General features: G+C 59.4%; 25 protein-coding genes. 14 read left to right on the plus strand and 11 right to left on the minus strand.

Going from position 1 to position 25,764, the window contains the following annotated elements; genetic code table 11:
* The first annotated feature begins 15 nt into the window (after nt 1-15).
* The 3 genes from IAE48_RS18990 to IAE48_RS19000 all read left to right on the plus strand — a co-directional run bounded on the left by IAE48_RS18990 (nt 16) and on the right by IAE48_RS19000 (nt 4,163).
* Entirely contained in the window at nt 16-453 is a 438-nt protein-coding gene (locus IAE48_RS18990) for a VOC family protein (protein WP_200135275.1), read from the plus strand.
* Between the two features lie 547 nt (nt 454-1,000).
* Nucleotides 1,001-2,947: a hypothetical protein gene (locus IAE48_RS18995; RefSeq protein WP_200135276.1), complete on the plus strand. Its 1,947-nt coding sequence runs from the start codon at nt 1,001-1,003 to the stop codon at nt 2,945-2,947.
* A 178-nt stretch (nt 2,948-3,125) separates the two neighbouring features.
* Nucleotides 3,126-4,163 (plus strand): lytic transglycosylase domain-containing protein, encoded by a 1,038-nt coding sequence (locus IAE48_RS19000; RefSeq protein WP_200135277.1) that lies wholly within the window; start codon nt 3,126-3,128, stop codon nt 4,161-4,163.
* 56 nt (nt 4,164-4,219) lie between these two features.
* Here IAE48_RS19000 and IAE48_RS19005 read toward each other — a convergent pair whose 3' ends face one another.
* Nucleotides 4,220-5,275: a hypothetical protein gene (locus IAE48_RS19005; protein ID WP_200135278.1), complete on the minus strand. Its 1,056-nt coding sequence runs from the start codon at nt 5,273-5,275 to the stop codon at nt 4,220-4,222.
* 16 nt (nt 5,276-5,291) lie between these two features.
* Entirely contained in the window at nt 5,292-5,987 is a 696-nt protein-coding gene (locus IAE48_RS19010; RefSeq protein WP_200135279.1) for a hypothetical protein, read from the minus strand.
* Nucleotides 5,988-6,450: 463 nt separating this feature from the next.
* Between IAE48_RS19010 and IAE48_RS19015 the strand changes: the two genes are divergently transcribed.
* From IAE48_RS19015 to IAE48_RS19065, 11 genes are all read left to right on the plus strand, one after another.
* Nucleotides 6,451-7,443 (plus strand): sigma 54-interacting transcriptional regulator, encoded by a 993-nt coding sequence (locus IAE48_RS19015; RefSeq protein ID WP_042711762.1) that lies wholly within the window; start codon nt 6,451-6,453, stop codon nt 7,441-7,443.
* Between the two features lie 141 nt (nt 7,444-7,584).
* Complete coding sequence (locus tag IAE48_RS19020) at nt 7,585-7,824, plus strand: hypothetical protein (RefSeq protein WP_094419734.1); 240 nt, start codon at nt 7,585-7,587, stop codon at nt 7,822-7,824.
* A 63-nt stretch (nt 7,825-7,887) separates the two neighbouring features.
* Nucleotides 7,888-8,256: an EscI/YscI/HrpB family type III secretion system inner rod protein gene (locus IAE48_RS19025; RefSeq protein WP_200135280.1), complete on the plus strand. Its 369-nt coding sequence runs from the start codon at nt 7,888-7,890 to the stop codon at nt 8,254-8,256.
* A gap of 5 nt (nt 8,257-8,261) precedes the next feature.
* Complete coding sequence (sctJ, locus tag IAE48_RS19030) at nt 8,262-9,026, plus strand: type III secretion system inner membrane ring lipoprotein SctJ (protein WP_128482827.1); 765 nt, start codon at nt 8,262-8,264, stop codon at nt 9,024-9,026.
* Between the two features lie 5 nt (nt 9,027-9,031).
* On the plus strand, nt 9,032-9,613 hold the full coding sequence (locus tag IAE48_RS19035) for a serine kinase (RefSeq protein ID WP_200135281.1): 582 nt from the start codon (nt 9,032-9,034) through the stop codon (nt 9,611-9,613).
* A complete protein-coding gene (gene sctL / locus IAE48_RS19040) occupies nt 9,600-10,196 on the plus strand; it encodes a type III secretion system stator protein SctL (RefSeq protein WP_200135282.1) in 597 nt (198 codons plus the stop codon). Before IAE48_RS19035 ends, sctL begins: the two co-directional genes overlap by 14 nt.
* A 76-nt stretch (nt 10,197-10,272) precedes the next feature.
* Nucleotides 10,273-10,500 carry an HrpF protein gene (locus tag IAE48_RS19045; protein ID WP_042711770.1) on the plus strand — a complete coding sequence of 76 codons (228 nt, stop codon included), beginning with the start codon at nt 10,273-10,275 and terminating at the stop codon, nt 10,498-10,500.
* 24 nt (nt 10,501-10,524) lie between these two features.
* Complete coding sequence (gene sctC, locus IAE48_RS19050) at nt 10,525-12,570, plus strand: type III secretion system outer membrane ring subunit SctC (RefSeq protein ID WP_200135283.1); 2,046 nt, start codon at nt 10,525-10,527, stop codon at nt 12,568-12,570.
* Nucleotides 12,571-12,589: 19 nt separating this feature from the next.
* Entirely contained in the window at nt 12,590-12,775 is a 186-nt protein-coding gene (gene hrpT / locus IAE48_RS19055) for an HrpT family type III secretion system protein (RefSeq protein ID WP_094419739.1), read from the plus strand.
* Between the two features lie 62 nt (nt 12,776-12,837).
* Complete coding sequence (locus tag IAE48_RS19060; RefSeq protein WP_200135284.1) at nt 12,838-18,231, plus strand: AvrE-family type 3 secretion system effector; 5,394 nt, start codon at nt 12,838-12,840, stop codon at nt 18,229-18,231.
* A 32-nt stretch (nt 18,232-18,263) separates the two neighbouring features.
* Entirely contained in the window at nt 18,264-18,677 is a 414-nt protein-coding gene (locus IAE48_RS19065) for a type III secretion system chaperone (RefSeq protein WP_200135285.1), read from the plus strand.
* 18 nt (nt 18,678-18,695) lie between these two features.
* Here the strand turns inward: IAE48_RS19065 and sctU are convergent, their stop codons facing one another.
* From sctU to IAE48_RS19110, 9 genes are read right to left on the minus strand one after another with little or no spacing between them, the layout of a single operon-like run.
* The gene (gene sctU, locus IAE48_RS19070) at nt 18,696-19,781 is read right to left on the minus strand and encodes a type III secretion system export apparatus subunit SctU (RefSeq protein ID WP_124968167.1); all 1,086 of its coding nucleotides are present in this window, start codon (nt 19,779-19,781) and stop codon (nt 18,696-18,698) included.
* Nucleotides 19,778-20,593 carry a type III secretion system export apparatus subunit SctT gene (gene sctT / locus IAE48_RS19075; RefSeq protein WP_200135286.1) on the minus strand — a complete coding sequence of 272 codons (816 nt, stop codon included), beginning with the start codon at nt 20,591-20,593 and terminating at the stop codon, nt 19,778-19,780. Before sctT ends, sctU begins: the two co-directional genes overlap by 4 nt.
* On the minus strand, nt 20,593-20,853 hold the full coding sequence (gene sctS, locus IAE48_RS19080) for a type III secretion system export apparatus subunit SctS (protein WP_094419744.1): 261 nt from the start codon (nt 20,851-20,853) through the stop codon (nt 20,593-20,595). The genes sctT and sctS overlap by 1 nt, the downstream gene beginning before the upstream one ends.
* 7 nt (nt 20,854-20,860) lie before the next feature.
* Nucleotides 20,861-21,514: a type III secretion system export apparatus subunit SctR gene (sctR, locus tag IAE48_RS19085; protein ID WP_200135287.1), complete on the minus strand. Its 654-nt coding sequence runs from the start codon at nt 21,512-21,514 to the stop codon at nt 20,861-20,863.
* Nucleotides 21,515-21,519: 5 nt separating this feature from the next.
* Nucleotides 21,520-22,563, minus strand: coding sequence for a FliM/FliN family flagellar motor switch protein (locus IAE48_RS19090; RefSeq protein ID WP_200135288.1), 1,044 nt, complete (start codon nt 22,561-22,563; stop codon nt 21,520-21,522).
* Nucleotides 22,560-23,099 carry a type III secretion system HrpP C-terminal domain-containing protein gene (locus IAE48_RS19095; RefSeq protein WP_200135289.1) on the minus strand — a complete coding sequence of 180 codons (540 nt, stop codon included), beginning with the start codon at nt 23,097-23,099 and terminating at the stop codon, nt 22,560-22,562. Before IAE48_RS19095 ends, IAE48_RS19090 begins: the two co-directional genes overlap by 4 nt.
* Nucleotides 23,096-23,560: a type III secretion protein gene (locus tag IAE48_RS19100; protein ID WP_200135290.1), complete on the minus strand. Its 465-nt coding sequence runs from the start codon at nt 23,558-23,560 to the stop codon at nt 23,096-23,098. Before IAE48_RS19100 ends, IAE48_RS19095 begins: the two co-directional genes overlap by 4 nt.
* Nucleotides 23,538-24,896 carry a type III secretion system ATPase SctN gene (gene sctN / locus IAE48_RS19105; protein WP_200135291.1) on the minus strand — a complete coding sequence of 453 codons (1,359 nt, stop codon included), beginning with the start codon at nt 24,894-24,896 and terminating at the stop codon, nt 23,538-23,540. Before sctN ends, IAE48_RS19100 begins: the two co-directional genes overlap by 23 nt.
* A complete protein-coding gene (locus IAE48_RS19110) occupies nt 24,896-25,762 on the minus strand; it encodes an FHA domain-containing protein (RefSeq protein WP_200135292.1) in 867 nt (288 codons plus the stop codon). The genes sctN and IAE48_RS19110 overlap by 1 nt, the downstream gene beginning before the upstream one ends.
* Nucleotides 25,763-25,764: the final 2 nt, after the last annotated feature.

The raw sequence follows: 25,764 nt of genomic DNA on the forward strand, positions 1-25,764 counted from the left end.
TCTGAAGGAGTCAGTATGTTGCACGCTATATCCGATCTGGACGTGCTGTTTGTCGCAGGGTTTGGCCCCCTCTCACAACATCCAGCGGTAAGCGCTGGCTTTTATCAACAGGCGCTCGGGCTGCCGCTCAAGCCTATGGCGGGCAATAGCGACTATTTATCCTCAGAAGAGGGGGCGCTAAAAGGGGTGATGCACTTTGCCGTCTGGCCGCTTTCACAGGCGGCACTATCTTGTTTTAGCGCAGACCAGTGGCCAGCCGACCTGCCGATACCGCAGGGGTGGATTGAGTATGAGGTCAGGGATCTTGAGTCAGCGACCCGCAAAATGCGCGATATGGGTTACCGCCTGTTAGTGGAAAATCACACCGAAGCGTGGGGGCAAACCGTGACCCGCCTGCTTAGCCCCGAAGGGCTGCTTACCGGGCTGACAGTCACCCCCTGGCTTCGTGATTAACAAGATGTGAGCAGATTCAGGAGAACAGGCCAGCAACTGCGGGCCTGTTTTAGTGCATATGGCACACTTTTCTCCTTAACCATTATTAGCGGGTAATTTTAATGTTCATCGACAAGAGGCCGCAAAGCCCGTTGCTGATGGCAGAGTGCATCTGGCTGTTTTTTATTAACTGCATCACAAAACATTAAGAAATCTCCGCAAAGTTGAAACCGGGCCCGCTCGCGCACCACTCAACCCTATCGTTGCGGGGTGAGCTGCTCATTTCGCAAGTCATCAACTGACCGGTTGCTGATAACCGGCACAACCTGGCGGAGTGAGAATAATGGAGATAAACAGAAGTCACGGGCGCACACCTACACCTGGGCATGAGGATATTGCCCTGCGTTCACGTACTGCCGCGTCGACCAGCGCCGCTGCGGGCGTAGATCCTACACAAGCAGCCCGGCTACAGGAGATCGCGCGTATTGAGCGCACCCTGGAAACTGAATCTGTCGGTGGAGCAGAGGTTCGCGAACACATGCATGGTGTTGCGGTAAGGCTGGCTGAGATGGGAGAAACTGCAGATGATGTTGCAACAGTTATTCAAAACGCTCGCAAGAATGATAAAGGGACATCCGCATTAGCCGAGGCCGCCATGGGGTTAGCCTATGGGCTTTCTGGCATGCCCGGCGACCTGGCGGGTAAGGCGCTGGCGCAAAAACTGAATCTGGAACCCGGTACGCCGGGACACGATTTTGTTACTGGCCTGACCGGGGGGCTCACGGCGGTCGCTTTTAAGGCCGTCGTCTCCAAACTTGTCGATAACAGCCTCAAAGACGGGAAATGGATGCAGGCTGATAAAGAGGCACTCGAGCCATTTATGCAGGAGGTGATGAAAAGGCACGAATCCACAGGGCATAAAGTGAAAAATGCGGCACTGGGAGGGTCAGGGTATAACATGCGCAACCCGGTGACCGCAGCGATTTCAGCCGGTACGCAGAAACTCGCGGAAAACGCGCCGAGCACGAAACCGGTGGAGATACTCAAAGGGATTGGTAAACCAGGGTATCTCATCAATCAGGGGGCGGGTCTGCTCTTAACAACCGGGGCCGGAGCGGCGAGCGGCGTGGTGCAGAATCAGTTCGACCATTTGCACGGTGCGGAGTATCTGTTTGGCCGCCATGACTGGCAGGAGCGTTACATGGCATTAGCCAGCGGGCGTAAGCATAGCGCTGAAGGTGGCCGGTTTGATGCCCTGAAGAATAACCTCACCACGCCAAAAAATTGGGGTAAAGCCGTGCTCAATCTTGTCGCGCTCTCTCAGCTCGTGGAAGGCTTTGCGTTGGGAGGTGGGCTGGGGCTGGCAAATATGTCAAAAAGCGCAGCGAGTAAGGCTATGGCGTCGTCTATGTCTAAAGGACTGGGCAGTGTTAACGATGTCATGAAAAATTCGACTAACCGCGCCATTCGCGAACTCGCAGGCCAGGGCGCTTACCTTCCGGTGGCGGCGGTGGCCTATTTTTCACAAGGGGCGGCGGCAATCGCCTATGACGCGATGAAAAAAGCGACGAAAAACGCACTTGGGCTAGGTGACGGAAGCAGCACAAGTTCATCATCATCTACCAACACGGATACAACCGACGGCAGCGCCCATTTAACTTCAGGGGAAAGAACTCCGGAAGGCACCTCAGCGTCAGTCTCTGGCACCGAGGCAAGAGCTTCTACAGCATCGCCAGCGCCAGAGGCTGGCACCGAGGCAAGGGCTTCTACAGAATCGCCAGCGACAGAAGCTGGCACCGAGGCAAGAGCCTCTACAGCATCGCCAGCGTCAGAGCCTGGCACTGAGGCAAGGGCTTCTACAGCATCGCCAGCGCCAGAGGCTGGCACTGAGGCAAGAGCCTCTACAGCATCGCCAGCGCCAGAGGCTGGCACTAAGGCAAGGGCTTCGACAGAATCGCCAGCACCAGAGGTTAGCACCGGGGCAAGAGCTTCTACAGAAACGCCAGCGGCAATTGCTGGTACCCGGACGAAAACGCCGTCAGAAGCAAGCAAGCCGGACAGCGCCAGCGTGCATTCCAAAGCCTCTGGCGCGCTGCCTAAGACCCCGTCTGAGTATTTACATGCGTTGCTTGAGGAGATGGATCCCCAGGAATTGTTGCGCGCCTTCCCGGAGCGGGAGGACATCCTGACCCCACGTCCTGAGAGAATAACCCCGGCTATGTTTGCAGCCATTATTGAACATCTTGAGGCTGAAGCCGAGAAGATGAGCGAGCGTATCGCCGAGATGATCCCGCTGCCGGACTCCTTACCGACATCATCTGCGTCATCAGTGGCATCCGGGCCATCGGCGTCATCAGAAGCCGCAGCGCCAGCAGGATCGCCAGAGCCTGAAGCAGCGAAATCATCAGAAGCCGCAGCGCCAGCGGGATCGCCAGAGCCTGAAGCTGCGAAATCACCAGAAGCCACAGCGCCAGCAGGATCGCCAGCGCCTGAAGAGGCGAAAAAAGCCTCCTGATGCGCCCTCTTAAAAGCCGCAGCGATGCGGCTTTTTTTTCGCCTTAATTTTCGCTGTAGCACGCTCTGACCGGAACCCGCGCCGCGCGCTGTCCACTCAATCATACCCCGGTAAAACCGGGAGGGATGCGTCGGCTTGTCTGGCGCTAATGATTACGCTTAGTTGAGAGGACAGAAGGATGAATATCTCGTCAGGTTCGGTTTTCGCGCCGCTACAGCCGCAAATGCCTGATTTCAGCGCGCTCGATGAAAAAAACGTTGCCTCGTTCAGCCCGACAGATTTTGCTGGTGGCAGCCAGGCAATTAACTTTGGCAATGATGCCATGAGCGGCACGGATTTCAGTAGCCTCACCGCCACGCCCGGCAGTGAGAGCAGTATGGATCCAATGCAGATGCAGGGGCTAATGCAGCAACTGGGCCCGCAAATACAAGCACTACTGCAACTGCTGATGATGTTGCAGCAGCTCTTCTCCGGTCAGCAGCAAAATAACAGCGCAGGCGCAGGCGCGGGTAGCGGCGGCGGGGCAGGGATGCCGGGCGCCTCAGCAGAAGAGGGAGCTGCGCCCGCCGCACCGGGGAACGCCGCTGTGCAGCAGCCTATTAATCAGCCTGCCGCCGCCTCTGCGCAACAGCCGGGCAGTGCGGCACAACCGGGTTCCCCCTCCAGCGCTGCACTGAACACGCCTGCCCAGCAGACACCGGCATCCGGCGGCGTTCCGCTGATAAAAGGGGAGTCGGGACTGCATTTGCCCGCACCGCTACTCGATCATGAGAAGGCGATAATGCATGCCGCGAAAGAGACCGACCAACCGCCTGAAGTGCTGGCGGGGCAAATCTGGCAGGAGTCACGCGGGAAAATCGATGCGACCACCGTTAACGGCGGCAATGGGCTTTCCGACAGCGGCCTGATGCAGGTCAATTCGAACACTTTCGCCGATCTGCAAAGCAGATATCCGCATCTGCTGGCATCCGATGCCAGCCCCTCCAACCCTAAAGACAGCATTATGGCCGGCGCGCTCTATTTGAAAGAGCAGCGGCAGGCGTTTGGCGGCGATCTCGGTGCCGGGCTGCGGGCCTACAATTCAGGGCCGGGGAATGTGAATGTCAACGATCTGACGGATATCTCGAAAACCGGTACCGGTGATGGGACCTATGTCGGGAAAGTGCTCAATTTTGCCGATATTATCTCCAGCGGCAAAGGTACGTTACCTGCATAGCAGGTAAAAAAAGTCCCTGTACCGGGTACAGGGACTCACAACAGCAAGGTAATAAATCAGGCAAACGGCGGCGGTTCGTTCTTCCCTTTCCCTCCGGCATTCTCCACCGCAATCTGCACGGTGTCGGTAGCGGCCGTAATGCCCCAGCCAATCGGCCCACGCGCCACGCTCATTCCACCCTCAGCCAGACCTTTCAGGCCACCGGTGAAGACTTCGCCCAGATTACGGGCCTCGCCAATGTTGTTAAAGAAAGGCGCAGCAACAGATTTGAGAATCGGGATATTCGACAATATCTTGCCGAACTCGCCCATCCCCCACTGGAAGTTGTCTTTATTGGTCCCATCCTTTCTTACGTGCGTATCATTGGTTTGCGGCAGCTGTTTATTCTCCGGCAGCATTTTCAGCCCCTGTTCGGCGATATCCTTCAGTACGCCCGCCTCGGTACCGTGTCGGGCGTCGCCATCCTTGGTGATGCCCTCTATTTTATCGTTAGCAGAGATCTCCGTTCGCTCGCTGCCATCGCGGGCATTGAGGCCTTTGATGCTGTTTAACACGCAGGCCATGTTATACGCCGCATCAGCACGACTCTTCGGATCTTTATTGGCATCCGTCCAGTCACCAAAGCGCTCTTTTAGCTGCTCGCGCTTGATATCTTTCTGATTGCCGAGATTTTTCAGCACCGGGTTTTCATCAATGATCTGCTCGGCGCTGCGGTTATCATCCGGCGGACGGCCCTTCAGGTTATCTTCCGTTGGCCTGACGCTGAGATCCTTCTCGCTGGTCCGCACGCCATCGCCCGCTGCCTGCGGCGTCTCTTCACCTGCGGTTTCGCTGGCAAATAACGCCGCGGGCATCGTTTCCCCTTCGGCGGCGGGATCAACAAGCGCACCCAGTCCAACCTGCTTTAACAGCTGATCGAACTGTTGGGTCGGATCGCCCAGGCCCGCCAGCGGCGTTCCGCTAGTGCCGGAGTAGCAGATCGGGAGATCGTTACCCAGACCCGGCAAAGAAGATCCGGGCAGGGGAGTGGTTAATGGCAGGTTACCCGGCAGTTGCCCGCCGGGTGAAAAAGCGGGGGTGATCCCCCCCGCGCCAGGTACTTGCATAACCATATAAGCCCCCCCTGAATTAGAGCTGCGTATTTTTCTGGGAAGATTGCCCCTGACCGCCGCCCAACAGACCCTGCAACAGTGACGTCAGCCCCAACAGCGACAGCAGGTTTTGCATCATCCCACCCTGTTGACCGCCACCGTCAGCCGCTCCCTGAGCAGGAGCCTGCGGTGCGTTCCCGCTCTGTTCGCCGCTGTCTGCCCCCCTGCCTTTGTCGAGCCCCATCATCTGCTGCAGCAGTTGCTGGAGCATCTGCATCAGCTGCTCAAGCGGGTTACTGCTCTTATTCGCACCCTGAGACGGTGCCGGGGTCGTTGGCTGTTCCGGCTGCTGCGCCTTATTACCGCCGCCCAACAGCTGTTGCAGGCCTAACAGCATCATAAGCTGCTGCATTAAGCCGCCGCCCGGCAGTGAGTTGCTGCCGCTCGCCGGCGCGTTTGCACCGTTTGACTGACCGTTGCTTTGGCTACCGCCGAGGCCGCCAAGCCCGGTCAACGACGCGAGCGTGCTCAGGCCGCCAAAGGCGTTACTGGCAAAAGAGAGCGGGCCCATTTTCGAATTATTGAGGAAAGATAACGGCGAGGACTTGCCTGGCTGATCGGGCAGGTCTGGTTTGCCTGACGGCGTGCCCCCCGGTTTGCCTGGCATATTCGCCGGCGGGAAATCGGCTCGGTTTGCGTTTGTTGCTCCACCACCAAATCCTGGAATCTTCATAAATGTGTTCCTCAGAGTTAATAAGTCAGCGATCGGTTGGGCAGCAGCAGTAGCGGTAACATTTTGCAAACCTAATTCATGCTGTTTGCACAATTTTACCTTTCGGGCTGATGCTGCCTCGCACTGTGAGTGGCGATTGTTCCAGGGTAGTTCCGCTTAAAAATCTCTGTTTGTGATGCGCATTCCGAGTTTTAAAACTTATCGCCGCAGCCGTTTTATACTCAATTAATTGTTTTCAAATCTCTTTTTTTAAAGCAGGTAAGGAAATCCTTACCTGCTGAGCGGCTATCCCTACGAAATAATAATCCTGGACTGATAGCGGGGATTTCCTGATTGAGTGAGAGTGAGGCCGCTGTAAATTTGTAATTCTTTACATCAGGCTCAACTTCCAAAAAATCCACAAGCGCTGAATTACCCGCGCGTCCCGTGCAAGGCGCGCTTACGTGAAGCTAATGGAGAATGTATGGTTCGTCTTACCAGGACAGAGTTAATCCAGGGGACTGCAGATGAGGGGAGTGAGGATAACGTTTTACGCCAGGTTGACTCCCGCCCACGCGCGGCGGCGGGTTATCCGGAACCTGTGACCGATATCCATACCCATCTGTATAAGATTTTAAATACGATTGCACCGTTAAAAATTGATGTCCTCATCGAGGGGGAAACGGGTACCGGGAAAGATGCACTGGCCCGGCGGTTGTACCAGCTTTCCGGCTGTCGCGGCCCGATGGTGCCGGTTAACTGTGCGGCCATCCCGGAGACACTGGCCGAAAGCGAGCTGTTCGGGGTGATGGCCGGGGCGTTTACCGGCGCGAGCACCTCCCGCGCGGGCTATATTGAGAGCGCCAATCATGGCGTGCTGTTTCTGGATGAAATAGACAGTATGCCGCTCACGGTGCAGGCCAAGCTGTTGCGGGTACTGGAAAACCGGGCGGTGGAGCGACTCGGCAGCACCAAAAGTATTGAACTCGATCTGCGCGTGGTCGCCGCCTCGCAAATTCCACTCTCGCAGCTGGTGGCGCAGGGGCGTTTTCGCCGCGATCTCTTCTTTCGCCTCGACACGATTAAACTTGCCACGCCAACCGTGCGGTCGCGGCCGGAGCTGATCCTGCCGATGTTTCGCCGCTTCACCCAGGAAGCCGCGATGCGCCTGAATCAGCCGCTGCCGCCGGGGTCGCCCGTGCTGGATGAAACCCTGCTGCTGCATAGCTGGCCGGGGAATATCCGCGAACTGAAAGCGGCGGCGGAACGCTTTGTGCTGGGCTTACCGCCGCTGTGCTGTGAGATAAAACAGGAGGGGCGCGGGCTACTGAAAGAGCGGCTGCGGCGCATTGAGCGCAGCCTGATCCACGACTGCCTGAAACGGCACGGTAATCGTATTGATGACGTTATTCTTGAGTTAGGTATTCCCAGGCGCACCCTCTATCACCGCCTGAAGCTGTTAAAACTTACCGCCTGACATGTCGCCCGCCCCTCTCGTGGTGGGCCAGAAGGCCTCTTCTGCATAAATTTTTTCTTTGCGATGGAACCAGGTGGCTTCGTTTATCACTTAATGAACGCAACACCCAAATACAACCCATCATTAACGCGAGGAATTACTATGTCAGGTGCTAGCTTACTTGCCAACGGGATCACCAACGCCGCCTCTGCTTACACTCAGGTTGCCGGTGCCTATAGTGGTGCGAAATATATGGTCCGTTCGCAGCAGGCGATGGACAAAATGCAGGAAAACCAGGCCGATAAAATGGATCGCGATGTAGAGTTCCAGCGCATTAACGGCATCGCCGAAAGTAATGCGCAGGCCGCATCCGCCGCAGCCCAGGTCAAAATTCAGTACTAATCGACTCCGGCAGGGAGACGTTATTGACGACTCCCTGCTCACTCACCTACAGGAGTTTTGCTGATGAAAGTCTCTCAATCTCCCTCGCTTACCTCCGAACCGGTACCGTCAGTCGACATCTACGATGAAGCACCGTCGGCGGAAGATATTCAGTGGTTTAATGCAAAGCTTAATGGCGCCGCGCCGGAAAGCAGCAAGGCGGCCTCTTCGGAGCCGAGCGTGGTCGGCAATATTCTGCAATCCCTTAGCGGCAACCAGCGTGCGCAAAAAGATGCCTTTCACGATCTCAGGGTCGCGTCGCGATCCTCCAGTGCGGAAGATTTCTCCCGCGCTAATGCGCAGCTGTCCAATTACTACATTGAGAGCCTGATGAACGCCAAAGTGATCGCCAAAACCGTTCAGTCAGTCGACAAACTCAGCAACCTGCAGTGAAGCTTATGAATGGCTCTGTCATTAAATGCCTCTGCGCCCTGTGGCTGGCGCTGCTGCTTACCGGCTGCGGTGACCAGACCCAGTTGCACAGCGGGCTTTCGGAAAACGACGCCAACGATGTGGTGGCAGAACTAAGCCGCTTTAAGATCGAAGCGGAAAAACAGGTCTCCAAAGAGGGCGTGAGCGTCAGCGTCGCGCGCGGTGATATCGAGCGGGCGGTGAATATCCTCAATGCCGCCGGGCTACCGCATCAGGCGCGGACCAACCTCGGCGCGGTGTTTCAGAAAAGCGGCGTTATCTCCAGCCCGCTGGAGGAGCGCGCCCGCTATATCTATGCCCTGTCGCAGGAGGTAGAAGCGACACTGTCACAAATTGATGGCGTAGTGGTGGCGCGCGTGCATGTGGTGCTGCCGGAGCGTATTGCCCCCGGCGAGCCGGTACAGCCCGCTTCCGCCTCGGTCTTTATCAAGTATCACGAAAACCTCGACCCGGACAGTATCGAGCCGCGCATTCGCCGGCTGGTGGCAACCAGTATTCCGGGGCTCGGCGGGCGTGATGACCGCGACCTGGCGATTGTCTTTGTCCCGGCGAAAGCCTGGCAAGACAGAGTGGAAATGGTGCAACTGGGGCCGTTTCAGCTGACCCCGGAGCGTTACGGCATGGTCAAAATAGTGGCAACCTGCTTTGGGGTGCTGCTGCTGTTACTGGTGGCGAACGCCTTTATTCGTCAGGCACTGAATCGTAAGCGCCAGGCGGCAGAGGCGAAGTGACGCATATGCAGAGCGCTGCGCCCGACGAGCAACTCGCCCTGCGCTGGCTACGCTGGTGGCACGCTGACTTTTGGTTGCAGGCAGATGAAAGCTGGCGTACCCAGCCGCTGGCCCGCCTATCTGCACCTTTACAGAGGCACTATCTGCGCCAGCATGCCGCGTGCTGGCAGCGCACGCTGGGGGTGCCCGGCGAACTGGTGGAGCCAGAGCCAATGGTGCTGGCGATCGGCGACTTAAGCTGCGAGCAGCGCGCGCAACTGCTGGTTCTGGTAGCGGAAATTTGCGCCGGATCCATGCCGCTACCGGCTGAGTTAAAGATCTGGTTACGGCGTGTGGCAAAAGGGATGCGCACCGAGTGCTGGCTGCCCGCCGGGCTTTTCACCGCCGGCGGCAGCGCCGACAGCCTCTGCCTGCTGCAAGCGTTATTCCCGGCCATCTGGCCGCGCCTGCGGCTGCTCTTTCCTGCAAGCGATGCGCCTCTCAAACCGGCGCTCTCACTGCCTATTCATCGTCTGCGTCCTTTATGGGAAGCGGCGCTCTGGCAGGTGCAACAACATTCGGAAGCGACGCGCGATGTGGAAACTTAAAAGCCTGCGCCTGCCGGACGGTAGCGCGCCAGCAGGTAATTTGCTACGCCGCGAGGAGATTGCGCTCGGGCTTGAAGCGGCCGCCATTATTGCGTTGGCTCATAAAGAGGCGCAGACGATCCGCGAGCAGGCACGCGCCGAGGCGCAAGCTGAAAGGGAGGCCTGCCAGCGCGAATGGGAAGCCGCGTTCTGGCAGCAGGCGCAGACACTGCTTACTGGCTGGCAGCAACAGCGCGCAGCCGAAGAGGCGCAGCTGGTGGTGCTTGCCGGGAAGATCGTCAACGAGGCGCTGCAACACCTGCTTGATGAGGTGGACGATGAGCGCCGTTTTCACGCGTTGCTCAAACAGCTGTTGCTTAACCATCCGCGCCAGCAGCAGGCGACGCTCTATTGCGCAAGCCTACAGGAGCAGGAGATCCACAGCTGGCTCGCCGCGCAGCCGCAACTTAGCTGGACACTGTGCGCCGACCCGATGCTTGCGCCAGACCATTTGCGGCTCATCACCGACGCAGGCGAGCTGATGGTTGACTGGCAAACACTGCGCCAGCAGCTCGCACCCGCGCGTGCAGAAGAGGAGGCATAAAAAAAAGCAAAATATGTGGAACTGCTTCGCTTGCCGCACCACTTAAAAGTGGTGCCTAACAAGAGGAGTGAACAACATGAGTTCAAACGATCTGTTCCAGCGTCAGTTATCTACCAACTCCGCCCGCAAACATCATGAAGCCTATCAGTTTGCCCGCGATATCTCGGGCGAATCCTTCAGTCTTGCGGATATGTATGCCTTCCAGAACCGGCTGCAGGATATGTCCAACGCCAGCTGGGCAAGTTCGCAATATACCCAGTTTAAGTTTGGTATCCGTAAAGCGATTATCGACGCTATTAACTAAGCCCCTGTCAGCAAGGAGTCAGGCGTGTTTACGTTTTCTTTTCCGGGCCGCCTGCTGGCGGCCATTACCCTGCTGGTGCTGAGTATGGGCATCACTAACGCCCGTATGCCCGATGAGTGGAAAAACGGTGCGTATGCCTATTCGGCAGATAACACCCCGCTTAGCATTATTCTTGAAGATTTTGCCACCAGCTTTGGTGTCGAGATCAATCTTGGCACGCTGGGCGACAGCAATGTCACCGGTAAACTGCGCGCAGAGAGCCCGGAAGCGTTTCTTAATCGCCTGGCGCTTGAGTATCGCTTTCAGTGGTTTGTTTACAACAACACGCTCTACGTCAGCCCGCAGGCTGCGCAAACCTCCCAGCGTATTGAGATTTCGCCGGAAGCGGCGCCGGATCTGAAAGAGGCGCTGCGCGGCGTCGGCCTGCTGGAGCCACGCTTCGGCTGGGGCGAACTGCCGGATGAGGGCGTGGTGCTGGTGACCGGCCCGCCGGAGTATGTACGCCAGATAACTGAATTTGCCCGTAAATCGGAGAGCAAACCGCAAGCCGAGGAGAGTAAAGATATGATGGCATTCCCGCTGCGCTACGCGGCCGTGGCGGATCGCACCATTCGCTATCGCGATCAGGAGCTGCTGGTGCCGGGGGTAGCTACCATTCTGAATGAACTGCTGGGCCAGGCCAGCAGCGCCTCTGCCGGGGGCAGCTCATCAGGCCAGGGGGATGATGAGCAGGTATCACGTGAACAGTCGCAAACGATTTTAAATGAGCTGATTAATCGCAATATGCCGGTCTCGGGGCGTAAAAAAGCACCGGTCAGCAAGCTGGCGGGAAAAGTGTCGGCGGATGTGCGTAACAACCTGCTGCTGGTGCGGGACGATCCGAAAACCCGCGGCTCCTACCAGGCGTTAATTAACTCCATTGATGTCCCGCAAAAGCTAATTGAGATCGATGCGGTGATTGTCGATATTGACCGTAGCGCGCTGAAGCGCTTCTCCAGTAGCCTGGGCGGTCAGTTCGGCAGTGTCGCCAGCGGCGCCAATATGCTCTCCGGTGCCAGCACGCTGTTTGTCACCGATTTCCAGCGCTTCTTTGCCAGTATCGAAGCAATGGAGGGGGAAGGGACGGCAACGATTATCGCCAACCCAACCATCCTGACGCTGGAGAATCAGCCTGCGGTGATTGATTTCAGCGATACCGCCTTTATTCGCGCCATTGGCGAGCGGGTAGCAGATATTCAGTCTGTTACCGCCGGGACTAGCCTGCGGGTGACGCCACGCGCCATCAGCACCTCACAAAAATCGGCTATCCAGCTCATTGTTGATGTGGAAGATGGCAAGCTCAATAAAGATGACGATGGTGACGCACAAGGCACCCATAACGCTGCGGTCAGCACCCAGGCGCTGGTGGAAGCGCGCCGCTCACTGGTTCTGGGCGGGTTCCACTCCAAAGAGACGGGCGATCGTGAGCGACGCATCCCGATCCTTGGCAGCATTCCGCTGATTGGCAAGCTCTTTACCTCCACGCGCTACGAAACCTCCCAGCGTGAGCGGCTGTTTATCATTACGCCGCATTTGATTGGCGACCAGGTCGATCCCTCGCGCTATATCGCTGCCGAGTCGCGCGAACAGCTTAATAACGCGATGGATGAAGTGAGTAACCGGCATAAATACACCGACATTCGCGGCATGGTGGAAGGCGCGATGCGCGACCTGGCGCTGAACCGTGTGCCGACGGGGATGACCAGCGGCGGCACCGGCCAGACGCTATCGGCCTTATGCCGTATTCCGGGCGCGTTCCAGAGCGATTTCCGCCGCCATCAGTGGTACGGCAACAGCAGCGTGCAGATAACCGTTGGGGTGATCACCAACAACACCACGCAGACGCAGCGGTTTGATGAGAGTGTCTGCCGCAGCGATCGCACGCTGGCGGTGGCGGTCTGGCCGCGCGGGGAACTGCCGCCGGGAGGATCGGCGGAGGTGTTTGTCGCTTTTGACAGCAATGCTCCGGCACGCCCGTCGCGCGCTTCGCTGCTCTCGGCATCTGGCGGCGCACCGGCAAAAAACTTCTGATGAGTGATAAGGAAAAAGCATGTTACTGCGAATGATGTTACTTGCCGCCGCCGCGCTTATGCTGAGCGCCTGCGCGCGGCCACAGGCCGGGTGTAACGACGTAAGCTGCCGCCCGTCGTCCGATCTGCATAAGCTCACCATCTGGTGGCAACCGCAACTGCGTAATGGCCCGAACGACTACACGCAGATAGCGGTCGATAACTAACCGCGTTTCGGCAGTCTCAGACCCCGGGCGATCGCCGGGGCCGTATTTGAGCGAGGATCATCATGGCTATTCACCTCCCTTTTCTGGGAAGCCTGCGTGCGGCGCAATCTGTGTCGCACGCCAGCACAGGTAACGCGATTCCGTTACGTCAGTTTTCCCGCCGCCCGCAGCAGACCGCGGGCGGCTCGCTGGATCAGGAGGTGGCCAGCCAGGCCGCGCCAACCCTGCGCCAGCAGGCAGCCGAAGCCCGCCAGCGTATGGGAAGCCTGCGCCAGAGCCTCAGCCGCCTGCGGGAAACGCGCCACCCTCAACCCATACCCGGCGCGTCGAACAGCACCCGCCCGCCGGAGGTTAACAACAGCGCACCGGTGGCCGCGAGCAGGCGCCACAGTGAAGCCGCACCCGACGAACCGCCGTTACGCCCGATGCGCGAGCCGGAACCCTGGCCGTCCCGCCGCCGCCATCTGCTTTCCCCCATCGAAGAGGAGCGCTACGCCGCGCTGCAAGAGAGCCAGCGTAATACCCAGCAACAGCGGGCATACCGCGCGGGGGAAGAAAATGCAGCCACGCGGCGAGGTGGCCTGCAACCGCAGTTTGCCCGGCTTGCGCTTGCGGATAACGGCAGCTTAAGCGTTATTGAGAGCGCGTCGGAGCCGCTCACCGCGCTGCTCAACGAAACCATCGCTCACCCCCGGCATCGCTGGCTGGCGCATCAGGCCAGCGACGATAATTGCCAGCATCTCCTGCTGGACCCTGGTGGCAGGCTCTTTACGCTACAAGGATCGCCGGTGGCGTTTATCGGCCTGACCAGCAGCCGTCCGCTGCCCGGCTGGCAGCATCAGAACCCGCAGCAGCGTCTTGCGGCGCTACCGGATGAGGCGACCCAGGCGCTGATGACCGGCATCTTTCGCCACGACCGCAAAATCACCGGCGGTGATGAAGCAGGCGGCACTCCGGCAGGTGAGGCTGTTTCAGAGCAACTGCGCGAGCACAACGGGCGGCTTTACCGGCTAAACGAAGCCGCCATGCGCTGGGAGCAGGTCGATAAAGATGAAGAGAAAAGCTACAGCAAGTTAAGCAAGCAGCCTGACGGCATGCTGTATGCCATTTACGATAAGAAGACCCTGCATAATCTCTCCAGCGGCGAGAAGTCGGCAAAAACTGGCAAAATCACCGCCTATTGTGTGAGCGCGCAGGGTTCTGCACTGCTGCTGCTCAGCGATGAGAAAACCGCCGAACAGTCGGTGATGTTGCTCAACACCCTCAGCGCGAAAAAAGAGCAGCAGCAGAAAATCACCCTCAAAACCGAGAACGCGGAAGGCGACAAGCAGGCTTTTCACGCCACCGGCGTTGCGCTGCATAACGATCATCTCTATGCGCTGGACAGCGAAGGGGTGCTCTGGCGCGCGGCATTACCGCAAGGGCAGGAGGCCAGCGAGATTGTTATGCAGCCTGATATCAAGCAGGCCGCGCTGTCGGAGCAACTGGGCGCAGGGGTGATGTTCAGCAGCCTGCTCTCCCATCAGGATGGAGAGCTGATGGCGGTGGTGAAAAGCGGTGCTGACCAGAAACACCTCTGCGCGCGCAATGCGCAGGGCCAGTTTGCGGCGCGCTGGAATCTTAGCGAGAGCCTGGTGCTGGATCATCACGACGGTTTAATTCAGCCGCGCCCCTTAGCCCATGAGAGCATCGACCTTGGCCGCGCCGGGCAACTGCTGATGCATGAAGGCAAACTCTATGCGTGGGATAAAAACGCCGGGCGCTGGGAGGCAAGCCAGGAGAAGGCGGATAGCATCAAGCGGGCGCAGGATGGCAGCGGCTGGGTGATCCGTGACGGGCTGCCTTCGCGCGTTAAGATAAGCCAGAAGAGCGACAAAATTGACGGTGCGCACCACCGTTTCGCCCTGCGGCAGTTAAAAGCCAGCCTGAGCGTCGAGCTGCCGCTGCCGGGATTCGATGAGCATAATAAAGCGCGCGCCATTGCGCCGCTGGATGGCGAGCACTGTGCGGCGATCAGCGAAACCAACACCCTGCAATATCACCGCACGCAGGCCGGAACCCGGCAGGCGCATAAGATGATGCAAACCCTGACCAAAGCGGGGATCGCCAACTGGCTGCCGCACACCCGCGCCACGCTGCCTGCGAACGGCGAGGGCAACACCCTTACGGATATCACCACCGATCAGAAGCGTAATCTCTATGTTCTCGACTCACAGGGCAGGCTGTGGACGATGCCGGAAGCGGAGTGGCGCGCATCCCCCGGGAGCCGCCCGGATGCGCGCTGGCAGCCGGTGACGCTTCCCCCCGACCTGGGGCCAGTAGAGCGGTTGCATAACAGCTCCAGCGGCGCGCTGATGGTGGCGGACAGAGGCGGGCGCAGCGCCATTTTGCAACTCGCCGGTATGCCGATGGAAAGGGCAGACGAGCAGCAAGAGGGCGCAAATCAGCCGCCGATCGCGCTGGAGGCGAGCTGGCAAGTACAGGGGGAGTTTGACCCGACGGCACTGCCCGTCAGCACGCCCCGGCAGGAGCCGCTAAAAGCGATGGAGCGGCTGGATGAAGCCTCGAAAAGTGTCAACCTTCGCGGCATGACGCTCAAGTATGAAACCAGCATCGCCGGAATGACCGGCCGTGACGGTAACCATGTCAACAGCCGCCTGCGCGACCGGCTTGGCGCGCACTTAATTAATACCCGGCTAACCACGCCAAGACCCCTGAAAACTGCCTGGTACGCCACGCGCCATAACTGGCAGGGGCGTGACGGGCTGCGTCCGCTCTATGCGCAACAGGCGCAGCTCTATCAGCGGCTTAAAACCTTACAGGCAGCGCCTGGCGCGACGCCGCAGGAGAGTTTAGCGGCGCGGCTCGCCGCGCTCGATACCCGCCATTTTGATCGGCAGTTTATCGGCCATCTGCAAAACCTTATCGACACGGTTGCCGACAGCGTGCAGCACCACGGCACGCTGCTCGGGCAGCATATGGGCGCGTTACGTGGGGACGGGCGTGAAAAAGAGGAGTTCAACCCCTCGCGGATCAAGTCCGCCACCCAGGCGCTCAACCCCTACAGTGATGATGAGAATCTGCTGAAACAGCTGGATGCGGTCTACCGACGCTATCCGCTGCGCGAGGGCAGCCGCACACCGGTAAGCCACTTGCAGGCAAGCGGCGTGGTGGCCCGGCACCAGAAGGCGCAGCCGCCGCTGGGGCGCAGGCGCGATCCCCATGATGAGATGGGGCTGGTGAAATCCCGCCTGATCCTTGATGGATTAATGATGTCTGCCCTGCACGAGGTCGTGGATCAGATGGCTGACTGTAACGCTAATCCGCAGGCCAGCCTGTCGCAGGTTGCGGCGATTAAAGAGCGGGTGCGTTTTTTGCGTGACGAGGAGTATGGCGAAAACCTGGTGCAGAAGGCCACCAGCCAGGGTTTTCTAAATAATAGCCAGCTGGAAGCCTGCTATGACGCCATCAAATCCTTTATTAATGCGCTGAGTAAGCCGCACCACGGCCTGAATATGACCACCCGCACGGTGCTAAAAACCCCCGACCAGCAGCAGATGGCAGCGCAACTTCTCAACACGCTCAAAGCGCTGGAGCCAGGGGAGAACTTTGCCTTTGGGCGTAACTATGGCGGCATGGTGACCCTGTCGGTGATCCCTGGCGGGGAGGTGATCGGTATTCCGGGCGTGCGCGGCAACCTCGATCGCGCCTACAGCGCCAGCTTCTCCCGCAACGATGGGGGGATTAATGTCACCTTTAGCCGTAACGGCGGCGGCACCGGCACGGTGTTTGGCGCCGTAGGCTGGAACCCGTTGAGCCAGCTTGCCGAGAGCAGCAGCAAGGAGCCTGGCGGCAACCGCAGCATCGCCCCTTCGGTGCGGCTGGGGGGGCTGGTGGCCATCGCCATGCAGCGCCAGTTGCAAAACAGCGTCAGCTTTACGCTGAGCGAAGCGGAGCTTCAACCCTTTATCGCGCAGCTTACCGGCGGAGAACTCAACCCCGGCGAGCTGCTGGAGAAGGGCGTCAGCCACAAAGTGAAGCAGGGCACCACCCTTAATTTTACTGTTGACGCCACGGCGATGGCGATGGCTGGCGGCGCTCTGCGCTTTCCCGTCGGTGGCGGTGACGGCAAGAAAAACAGCGCCACGGTGCGCGCCGGGGGTATGGCGCAACTGGGGGCGAATATCCTCAATGCGCAACGTGAGCGCTCGACCGCCCATAGCGCGACGGGCAGCACGCTCGGCCGCAGCGATAACCGCCTGCGGATGTTTAACACCGCCAGCGCCGGGGTCGGCCTGAATGGCGGGGTGGGCATCACCGCCAGGCCGGCGTCGAACCTGCGCATCCCGCTGTTTGGCGTCAACAGCACCACCATTCAGGCCAGCATCGATAACCGCACCAAACACAGTATGAGTATCGATATCGCCCGGGCTGAGCCCGTTCACCCGCGCCAGCTGGAGAAGCTGATAGAGCAGGCAGGCAGCAACTTTGACGATCCGCAAACCAATAAGCTGTTGCAGGAGATAAAGGATGCCGACAAACCGCCAGAAAAAGCAAAAAGCGAGCTTTCGGCCGGGCTAAACGCACTGCAAAAAGCGAGCCTGAGCGCGCGCAAGGCGCACGCAGGCACCTTACGTCCGCTTTCGAAAACCGAACGCAACACGCTTGAGACGTTGGATAAAGTGGACGGTGCGGCAAAGGCAAAAGAGAACAGCGCTCCGTTCAGCACCTTTTTGCAGGATGAACCGCAGGCAACGGCCAATAAGCTCGATAAACTGCTGACCCATCTGCTGGCACTGACGCCCACCAACAATGGTCAGTACGGCGTGATTAACAGCGCCCGGGCGCTGGATCTACAACGCCAGGCGTATGGGCTGCACTGCCATCAGCTCAACAGCGCCGAGTATCAGAGCACTTATAACAATCTGCGCAAAGTCGACAGCAATAATCTGATGCATGTGGTGCATAGCCTGTTTGCCAGCGAGCTGCCGGAGAGCGCCGCCGAGGCGATTAGCCGTTTTATGGAGGAGAAGCCGCTGCTTAAAGAGGCGATCCGCGAGCTGCAAAAAAACCGCAACACCCAGGCGGTAGTGACCCTTGAGCTACACGATGATCGGCGCTATGCGCTTCAGCAAATGTGGCTGCGCCATGAAACCCAGCCGGAGGAGGTCGCAGCGCTGCTGCGCGATCGGCATAGCCTGCGGGTCAAATCGATTGCTTTTAGCGAAACCGACAGCAAACAAGAGGGGATCTCCGTCCCGCTGTTTGTCGCCGGAAGCAGTAGCGCCGCCAGCGTCAGCGTCACTCGTAACCTCGGGAAAATTAACTTTAACTATGGTGCAAACCAACTGTCACCTCTCAGCTTTACCCTTGAGGGCGAAATCGCCCACGCCAGCCAGACGCTGGTGGATGCGTTGACGAATGCCGAAATTCAGGAGAAGCGTGGGCGGTTGTAAGCCCTTGTTAAATCTCACTTTTACAGGAGGTTATGATGACGCAGCAACGACAGCTACAAGGGCTTCTAAATGATTTTGGTCGCCGCCAGGGCATCTCTCTGACGCTGGTCAACGGCGTGTGCGCATTGCAGGATGAGCAGGGCCAGGAGGCGGCAGTGCTGGAGCTGCCAGCGGGAAGCGATACGCTACTGCTCCATTGCCAGCTCTTTGCCGCCACCCAGCTTGCAGAGCAACTCACCACCTGGCGGCTGTTAATGAAGCTCAACTTCGAGATGCATGCGATGCGCGGGTGCTGGCTGGCGCTGGATGAAGAGGAGCAGGTGCGGCTCTGTTATCAGCAACCGCTGGCCGCTTTAACCCCGGCTACCTTTAGCGCGTTAATGCTCGCCTTTATGCAGCAAGCCCGGGAAGCGCGGGCGTTACTGCCGGAGATTGTGGCTGCCTGATAAGCGCAGATCCGCGCACTACTCTTCGCGGATCTCTATCACCTCATCCAGGTAGTGATCTTCCAGCTCCCGCAGCAGGCGATAGACGTGAGCCACGGCATTTAACGTTTCGCGCGGGATATAGGCACCTTCGCGGGTGGTGCGCCACAGCGTGCGGGTCAGCCAGATAAAGCGGATCACCGGTCGCTTTTTACGCTGCGCCTCTTCAATCAACGCCCGCGCCTCTTCATCACACGCCTTAAACAGCAGACGCGGCAGCGGCGTTTCATCCGGGCGGTAGTAGAGGCCGACGGCGAAATGGGTCGGGTTAACCAGCAGCACATCCGCCTCTTCGACGTTGATCTCGCGGGCGGGAACCGGCTCTTCATTCAGGATCTCCTGCGCCACCTGGCGGCGGTGGCCTTTCATATGCGGATCGCCTTCGCTCTGCTTGAACTCGTTTTTCAGATCTTCATGGCTCATACGCTGCTGTTTCAGGAAGAAGTAGCGCTGAATACCAAAATCGAAGAGGCTTATCACCAGCATTACCATCAGCACCCGGCGCGACACCTTCATAAACAGCGCCATAACTCCTTGCCAGAAACCATTGAGATCGCCAAGCGCCAGCTGGGCAAGGCCGCCGAGGTCCGGCAGGATCGCTTGCCATACCACCAGGCCTATCACCACCGCTTTAACGATGCTGGTCAGAAGCTGGGTAAACTGACGGGCGGAAAACATATTCTTCAGGTGATTAACCGGGTTAAGCGCATCCAGTTTCGGTGCCAGCGCTTCGCTGGAGAAGAGCGGGCCGAACTGCACCCAGCCGCCCACCACGCGCAGCAGCATGGCAATGGCGCAGGCGAGACCGACCAGCACCAGCATAACGGTGACGCTGTCACTTATTACCTCTTCCAGCGCGTGATCAAACGGGTCGCGCAGGCGGGATAACGGCAGCAGCATCATCGCCTGCAACCGCTGCATACTCGAGTCGACCATGGCAAAAATGGTCTCAAGGATGCCGATAGAGATAAGCAGCTTAGGGATATCCTGGCTCTGGCTGACCTGGCCTTTTTTGCGCGACTCTTTCAGTTTTTGCGGTGTGGCGTCTTCGGTTTTTTCGCTCATGGCGCGCTCCCGGCGGAAGGGGTGAAGATCTGCGGCAGGATATGGATAAGATCGCGCAGCTCATACAGCCGCGCATTTCCCAGATGGTCCAGCAGCGGCAGATAGAGGATAAAAAAGAGCATGCCGAGCAGGCATTTCAGCGGGATCGTCAGCGCCGTCGCCTGGAGCTGCGGGCTATAGAGGCTCATAATCCCGATGGCAAAATCGAGTAGCAGCATCAGCGCCACCGGCGGCCCGGCGTAGAGCACCATATCGCTGAAGACTTTCCCCACCAGCGTCAGCCAGACGTGAAAACCTGCCTCTTTGGGAAAGGGCATCCACTGGGTGGCGGACCACAGATGGTAGCTGTCCCAGATCACCTGGGTGATGGTGGATAATCCCAGCCCGGTCACCAGCAGCAATATCAGCACCTGCTGCATTAACTTGCCGAGCGGCGTCACATCCGGCCCCAGTTGGGGATTGATCTGCCCACCCATTAAGGCGCCGCGCTGGTTATCGAATAACGCACCGACAGACTCATAGAGCCAGAAAGGCAGCGCCAGCAACAACCCGAGCATCGTGCCTATCAACAACTCTTTCAGCACCAGCCCTGCCAGCGTCATCATTGTCGGCTCAAGCAGATCAATCTGCTCTTTAATACCCGGCGCGATAAACAGCGCCAGCGCCACGGCAATGGCGGTGCGCAGCATCCCTTTGATGACGCTAAAGGAGAAGATTGGCGTCAGTAGCAGGCAGGGGAAGATGCGCGCCATACCAAGGGATAGCGCGAGGATCCCATTGAAGGTGTCGGTAAGCGGGTAACCTGTCAACATCAGGCGTCGACCGTTGCCATCATGGCAAACGCCGCCTGCGCCAGCTCCATCAGCTCAACGCCGACCCAGCGCCCGGTGAGTGCCAGCGTCAGGCCGACCGCCATCAGCTTGATGCAAAACGGCAGGGTCTGATCCTGCAACTGCATCGCCGCCTGCACCAGCGAAATGATCACCCCGGAGATCACCGCCACCAGCAGCGGTGGCGCGGAGAGAATAACCACCAGCAGTAACCCCTGGCGAAACAGCGTCAGAATATCCATGCGGGCCTCATAAATAGCTGTAGAACAGACCGTCGAGCAGCCGCGTCCAGCCGCTGATGAGCACAAACAGCAGGATTTTCAGCGGCAGCGACACGGTCATCGGCGAGACCATCTGCATCCCGAGCGCCAGCAGGATATTGGAGACGATCAGGTCCACGACAATAAAAGGAATGAAGATCAGAAAGCCGATTTTGAAGCCGTTTTGCAGCTCCGACAGCACGAACGCCGGGATGATAAGCAGCATATTTTCCGGGGTGACCGACTCGGCCATGCGCTTTGGCCACATACGCTGGGCGTTTTCCTGCAGATGGATAACGATGTCCGGGTCGGTATTTTTGCGCATAAACATTTTCAGCGGTTCGATACCGTTAGCGGTGGTGTATTCCAGCCGCTCCATACTGCTGAAATCGACCGGGATCGCTTTCAGCCGGTCGGTCATATCGCTAAACACCGGCGCCATAATAAAGAGCGTCGCCGCCAGCGCGATGCCATTAAGCGCCATGGTTGGCGGTACCTGCTGCACGCCCATCGCGTTGCGCGTCAATTGCAGCACCATGGTGATTTTCAAAAAGCTGGTGCAGATAATGAGCATCATCGGCAGCAGCGCCAGCGCGCCGAGAAACAGCGCCAGCATAATTGGGTTTAGCGGCCCCATCTCCATCGGAATCACCTGTTCACATCCACGACGCTCGCCACGCCCGGCAGCATATGGGTAATTTGCAGCCCCAGACGCCCTTCGACATCGACCAGTTCGCCTTTCGCCAGCGGAAACTCGCCGTGGCAGAGCAGCGCTTCACCGGGCACCACGTTATCGACGGTGACCGTCGAGCCGACATCGAGGCGATTTAACTCACCGAGCGTCAGTCTGAGATGGCCGCAGCGCACGGTTAACGCCAGCGGCAGCGCATCAAAAGGCGAGGCCGAAGGCGTCGTGGTTTCAGCCAGGTTTTCATCCGGGTGTGGGGTGTCGGCAGGCAGATTATCTTCGGGGGTCACATTCACGTAAGTATTCTCCAGACGGGTAATAAGAAAACGGGCAGGATGCCCCTCCTCGAACAGCAATTCGCCCTCAAGGTGTAATTGCGCAAGGCGAAGCTCGCCGCGACCGGTCGGGGAAAAATACGAGGTAGCAGGGAAAACCACATCATCGGGGCGAAGTGTGCGTAACTGCGCGGGGGCAAACGACACCACGCCCAGAACTATCGGCAGCGATAACGGCAGGTCGCTGCAAAGCGGCGCAGGCAGCGAAATCCAGCCTGGCTGGTTTAACAGCGCCGCAAGGGTGGCGGGCGCAAGGTATAACTCACTTTGCGCCTGCGACTCACCGAGCGTGACGCTCATCGCAAGCCAGATACCGTCAAGGGGCGCGCAGGAGGCCTCTTGCGGCGTCAGGTCGCCAAACAGCGCGCGCAGCGCCGGGCTGAGGTGCTGGTTAAAGAGCGGCCAGTACCACTCGGCGCACGCGCCAGGCTCCGGCAGCAGCGGGCAGGCGGAAAAGAGGCTCAGCAGCGCTTCGCTACCTGCCAGAGATAACAGCCCGGCCTTGCAGGAGAAGCGCTGCGTCGGCGGTCGATCGCCGGGGGGAGTAAGCCGGAGCTGAAGCTCACCCGCTTCCCCCTCAAGGGTAAAGGGATAGCCAACACCGTGGCCGATACGCCGACGCAGGCTGGCCTCCTCGCGCGGCAGAGTGCGCAGGGTTAAGGGTTTCATTCCCGCCCTCCGCGCTGCTCAAAGCGCAGGCGCACGGCACAGGCCATCCGGCGGCGCAGCGACTCCCGGCAACGCTCCTGATGGGCAGCTATCATATTCATCGCCGCTGGCGCAAAACGAAGGCTGATATCCCAGCCCGCAGCAAAAGGGCTCAGGCGGGCATCCACTTCGCCTAACAGGGGCAGCAGCAGCGTCATCGAGACCGGCCCGGCTGGCTGCTTCTCTACCATGGCGCACAGCGAGGGCTCCAGCTGTTGCCAGGCTCTGGCCGGTGAGGCGGGAGGCTCATGCTCATGGCTTAACTGCGGCCCAAAAGAGGCGCTGCCTTCCCACGGTGTGATAAGCGGTTGCGGCACGTCGCTGGTGGGAAACAACAGCGCGTCAAACAGCGAGCTCTCTTCGCGAAACGGCTCGGCGCGGGATTTACGCTCGGGGTTAGCGGCGTCTGACGATGCGGTTTGCGGCGAACGGCGCTGCACCTCCGGGCGGGCAGGCGGCGCGGGGTTATTTTGCTGGGTGTGGGGTAAAGCTGTCATCGTAATGCCTCGCTATGCTCCATCAGGTATTCCAGTTTTTCCACATCACGCAGGCGCGCCTGGGTTTGCTGCTGCGCGTGCTGCACCTGCTGCTGTTGCGTGACATGCTGTGTGCGGCACTGTTGCAACTGATTACGTTGCCCGCTCACTGCGTCGCTGGCCTGGCGCTCCTCCGTCAATCCTTCGACCAGACGCTCCTGTTTTTGCAGCCCCGCCTGGTGGTGTTCGGCAAAGCTCTCGCGCAGCTGTTGATAGTGCTGTTGTGCGGCTGCGAGCTGTTGTTCCGCTTCGGCTGACTGACGCTGCGTTTCGCGCAAAGCCTGCTCCGCTTGCCGTTGCAGGCGTTCACTGCGGCGTAAGCGCTGGCGGCGAATCGGCAGCAGCAGCGAGAAGGCCTGCTGCAATTCAGCACTGCCATCGTCAGTAATGATGTCGTTATCAGGTAGCGGATGACGGCGCATGCTGGCTCACCTCCGATAAGTGGTGCAGGGTGTCGTCATACTCTGTGGGGGCGTGCATTGCCTGTTGCAGATAACCGTTAATCGCCTCCTGAGCCGCTACCGCCGCATCGGTCATCGCATCGTGGCCCGGCTGGTACTCCCCAAGGCGAATTAACATCTCAACCTGCTGCCAGGCGGACATCATGCGCCGCAGCTGCGTGGCGTTGCGGATATGCTCGCGCGTGGCGACGTTGCTCATGGTGCGGCTGAGGCTTGCCAGCACATCGATAGCCGGGTAATGCCCGCGCTCCGCCAGGCGGCGGGTCAGCACAATGTGGCCATCAATCAGGGAGCGCACTTCATCGGCGACCGGATCGTTCATGGAGTCAGCTTCAATCAGCACCGAGTAGAGGGCGGTGATGGCCCCGCGCGAGGTTTGCCCGGCGCGCTCCAGCAGGGTCGGTAACAGGGTATAAACCGAAGGGGGGAGACCGCCGCGCCCCGGCGGCTCGCCGAGGGCAAGGCCGATTTCACGCTGGGCGCGGGCAAAGCGCGTCAGGGAGTCGAGGATCAACAGCACGCTTTTGCCCTTATCGCGCCAGGCTTCGGCGATGGCGGTAGCGGTAAACGCGGCCCTGGCCCGCTCCATACTGCTGCGATCGGAGGTGGCGCAGATCAGCACCGTACGGCTGCGCAGCGCCTCGTCCAGTTCGTGGTCGAGAAACTCCCGCAACTCGCGCCCGCGCTCGCCAATCAACCCAAAGACGATGACATCGCAGGGGGTGTTACGGGCGATCTCCGCCAGCAGGGTGGTTTTCCCGCATCCCGCACCGGCAAAGATCCCGACCCGCTGGCCGACGCCGAGAGTCAGCGGGCCGTCAATCGCGCGAATACCGGTTGGCAGCGGCGTATCGATGCGCGGACGATCGGTGGGTGCCGGGGCATCGCCCAGCACGCCAACCGCATTCTCCACCGTACCGGGCAGGGCGAAGGCGCCAGGCCGGCCTGCATCAAGCGGGCGGCCAAAGCCATCCAGCACACAGCCGAGCAGGGCGTCAGAGACCACAATAGAGTGCGGCAGGCGCAGCGGCACCACGCGCGCGCCCCGGGCAATGCCGTCGAGCTGCCCGAGGGCGGAGAGCAGCGTGTGCTGCGGGTTAAAGCCAACGACTTCAGCCAGCACGCTCTGCCCGTCATCCCGGGCGATCTGGCAGAGATCGCCAATCCGCGCCTTGGGCAGGCTGCTTTCAAGCAATATGCCGTTAATCCCGGTGATGCGGCCAAAACTTTCGACCGGCGAAAAGCTTGCCAGCCGCCGCCGCTGCTGTTGATACCACTCCTCCAGCGCTACCGTCATTACCAGCTCACCTTAATGTTATCGCGACCGTTAAACTCAATCTGATCGCTGGTGATCGATACCAGCCGCAGGTGGTCCACTTCATCGCCGACAAACAGGCGCTGCCCGTCGTCGGTGACGATATTGGCGCGGCTACCGGTGGTTATTTGCACAATCCGAAAGGGCAGGCTGACCTTCAGCAGTTTGACCTGGTTATCCAGCGGGGTAGCGCTGGTGTAGGTGGCGTTAAAGCGCTCCAGCATTCGGTTATAGATCTGCATCTGCGACTTACTGAGGCGGCCCGTCAGGCGCAGCCGCTGGTTGTGCATATCCAGCTTCACCACCTTTGCCAGATCGCGTTCGCGCAACATTTTCTGTAATGGTGCCTGCAACTCTGCGGGCGTGCTCTGTGGTGTCGAGGAGGCAACCTGGGTCTGGGCAACGGTGGGCTGCAAAACCCAACTGGTTACCGTCAGGGTGAGCAGCAACATCAGGCTCCATGCCAGCGTGCGGATGCCGCGGGTGAAAAACCCTTTACTGGCGGCGACGGGGGGCGCGGCCTGTGGCGGTGCTTCCGTGGATCCTTCTGGCGCTGGCGGTGTGGCAGGGGGCAGGCAGGCGGCCCACGGCGTGTCGATACGCGCCACGCACAGCCAGACGTCAGCGACCTGAAAAGGCGCTTCAATATTGACAGTAAAAGCGTCGCCGCTCTCAGGCTGTGCCAGCCACTGGCTCTCTTCCCGGCGCAGCTCGCAGGCGCGGGCAGCAACGCGCGCATCGCTAAGCATCAGATCGGCCTCGTCGGCCTGGCCAATCAGCCATTTATCGCCGAAGAGGGGTAACGCGGCGCCCAAATGCAGGCCAGACAGCACGCGCAGTTCGAACATGA

Origin of the sequence: Kosakonia sp. S57 (assembly GCF_016516575.1) — a bacterium.
GTDB lineage: Bacteria > Pseudomonadota > Gammaproteobacteria > Enterobacterales > Enterobacteriaceae > Kosakonia > Kosakonia cowanii.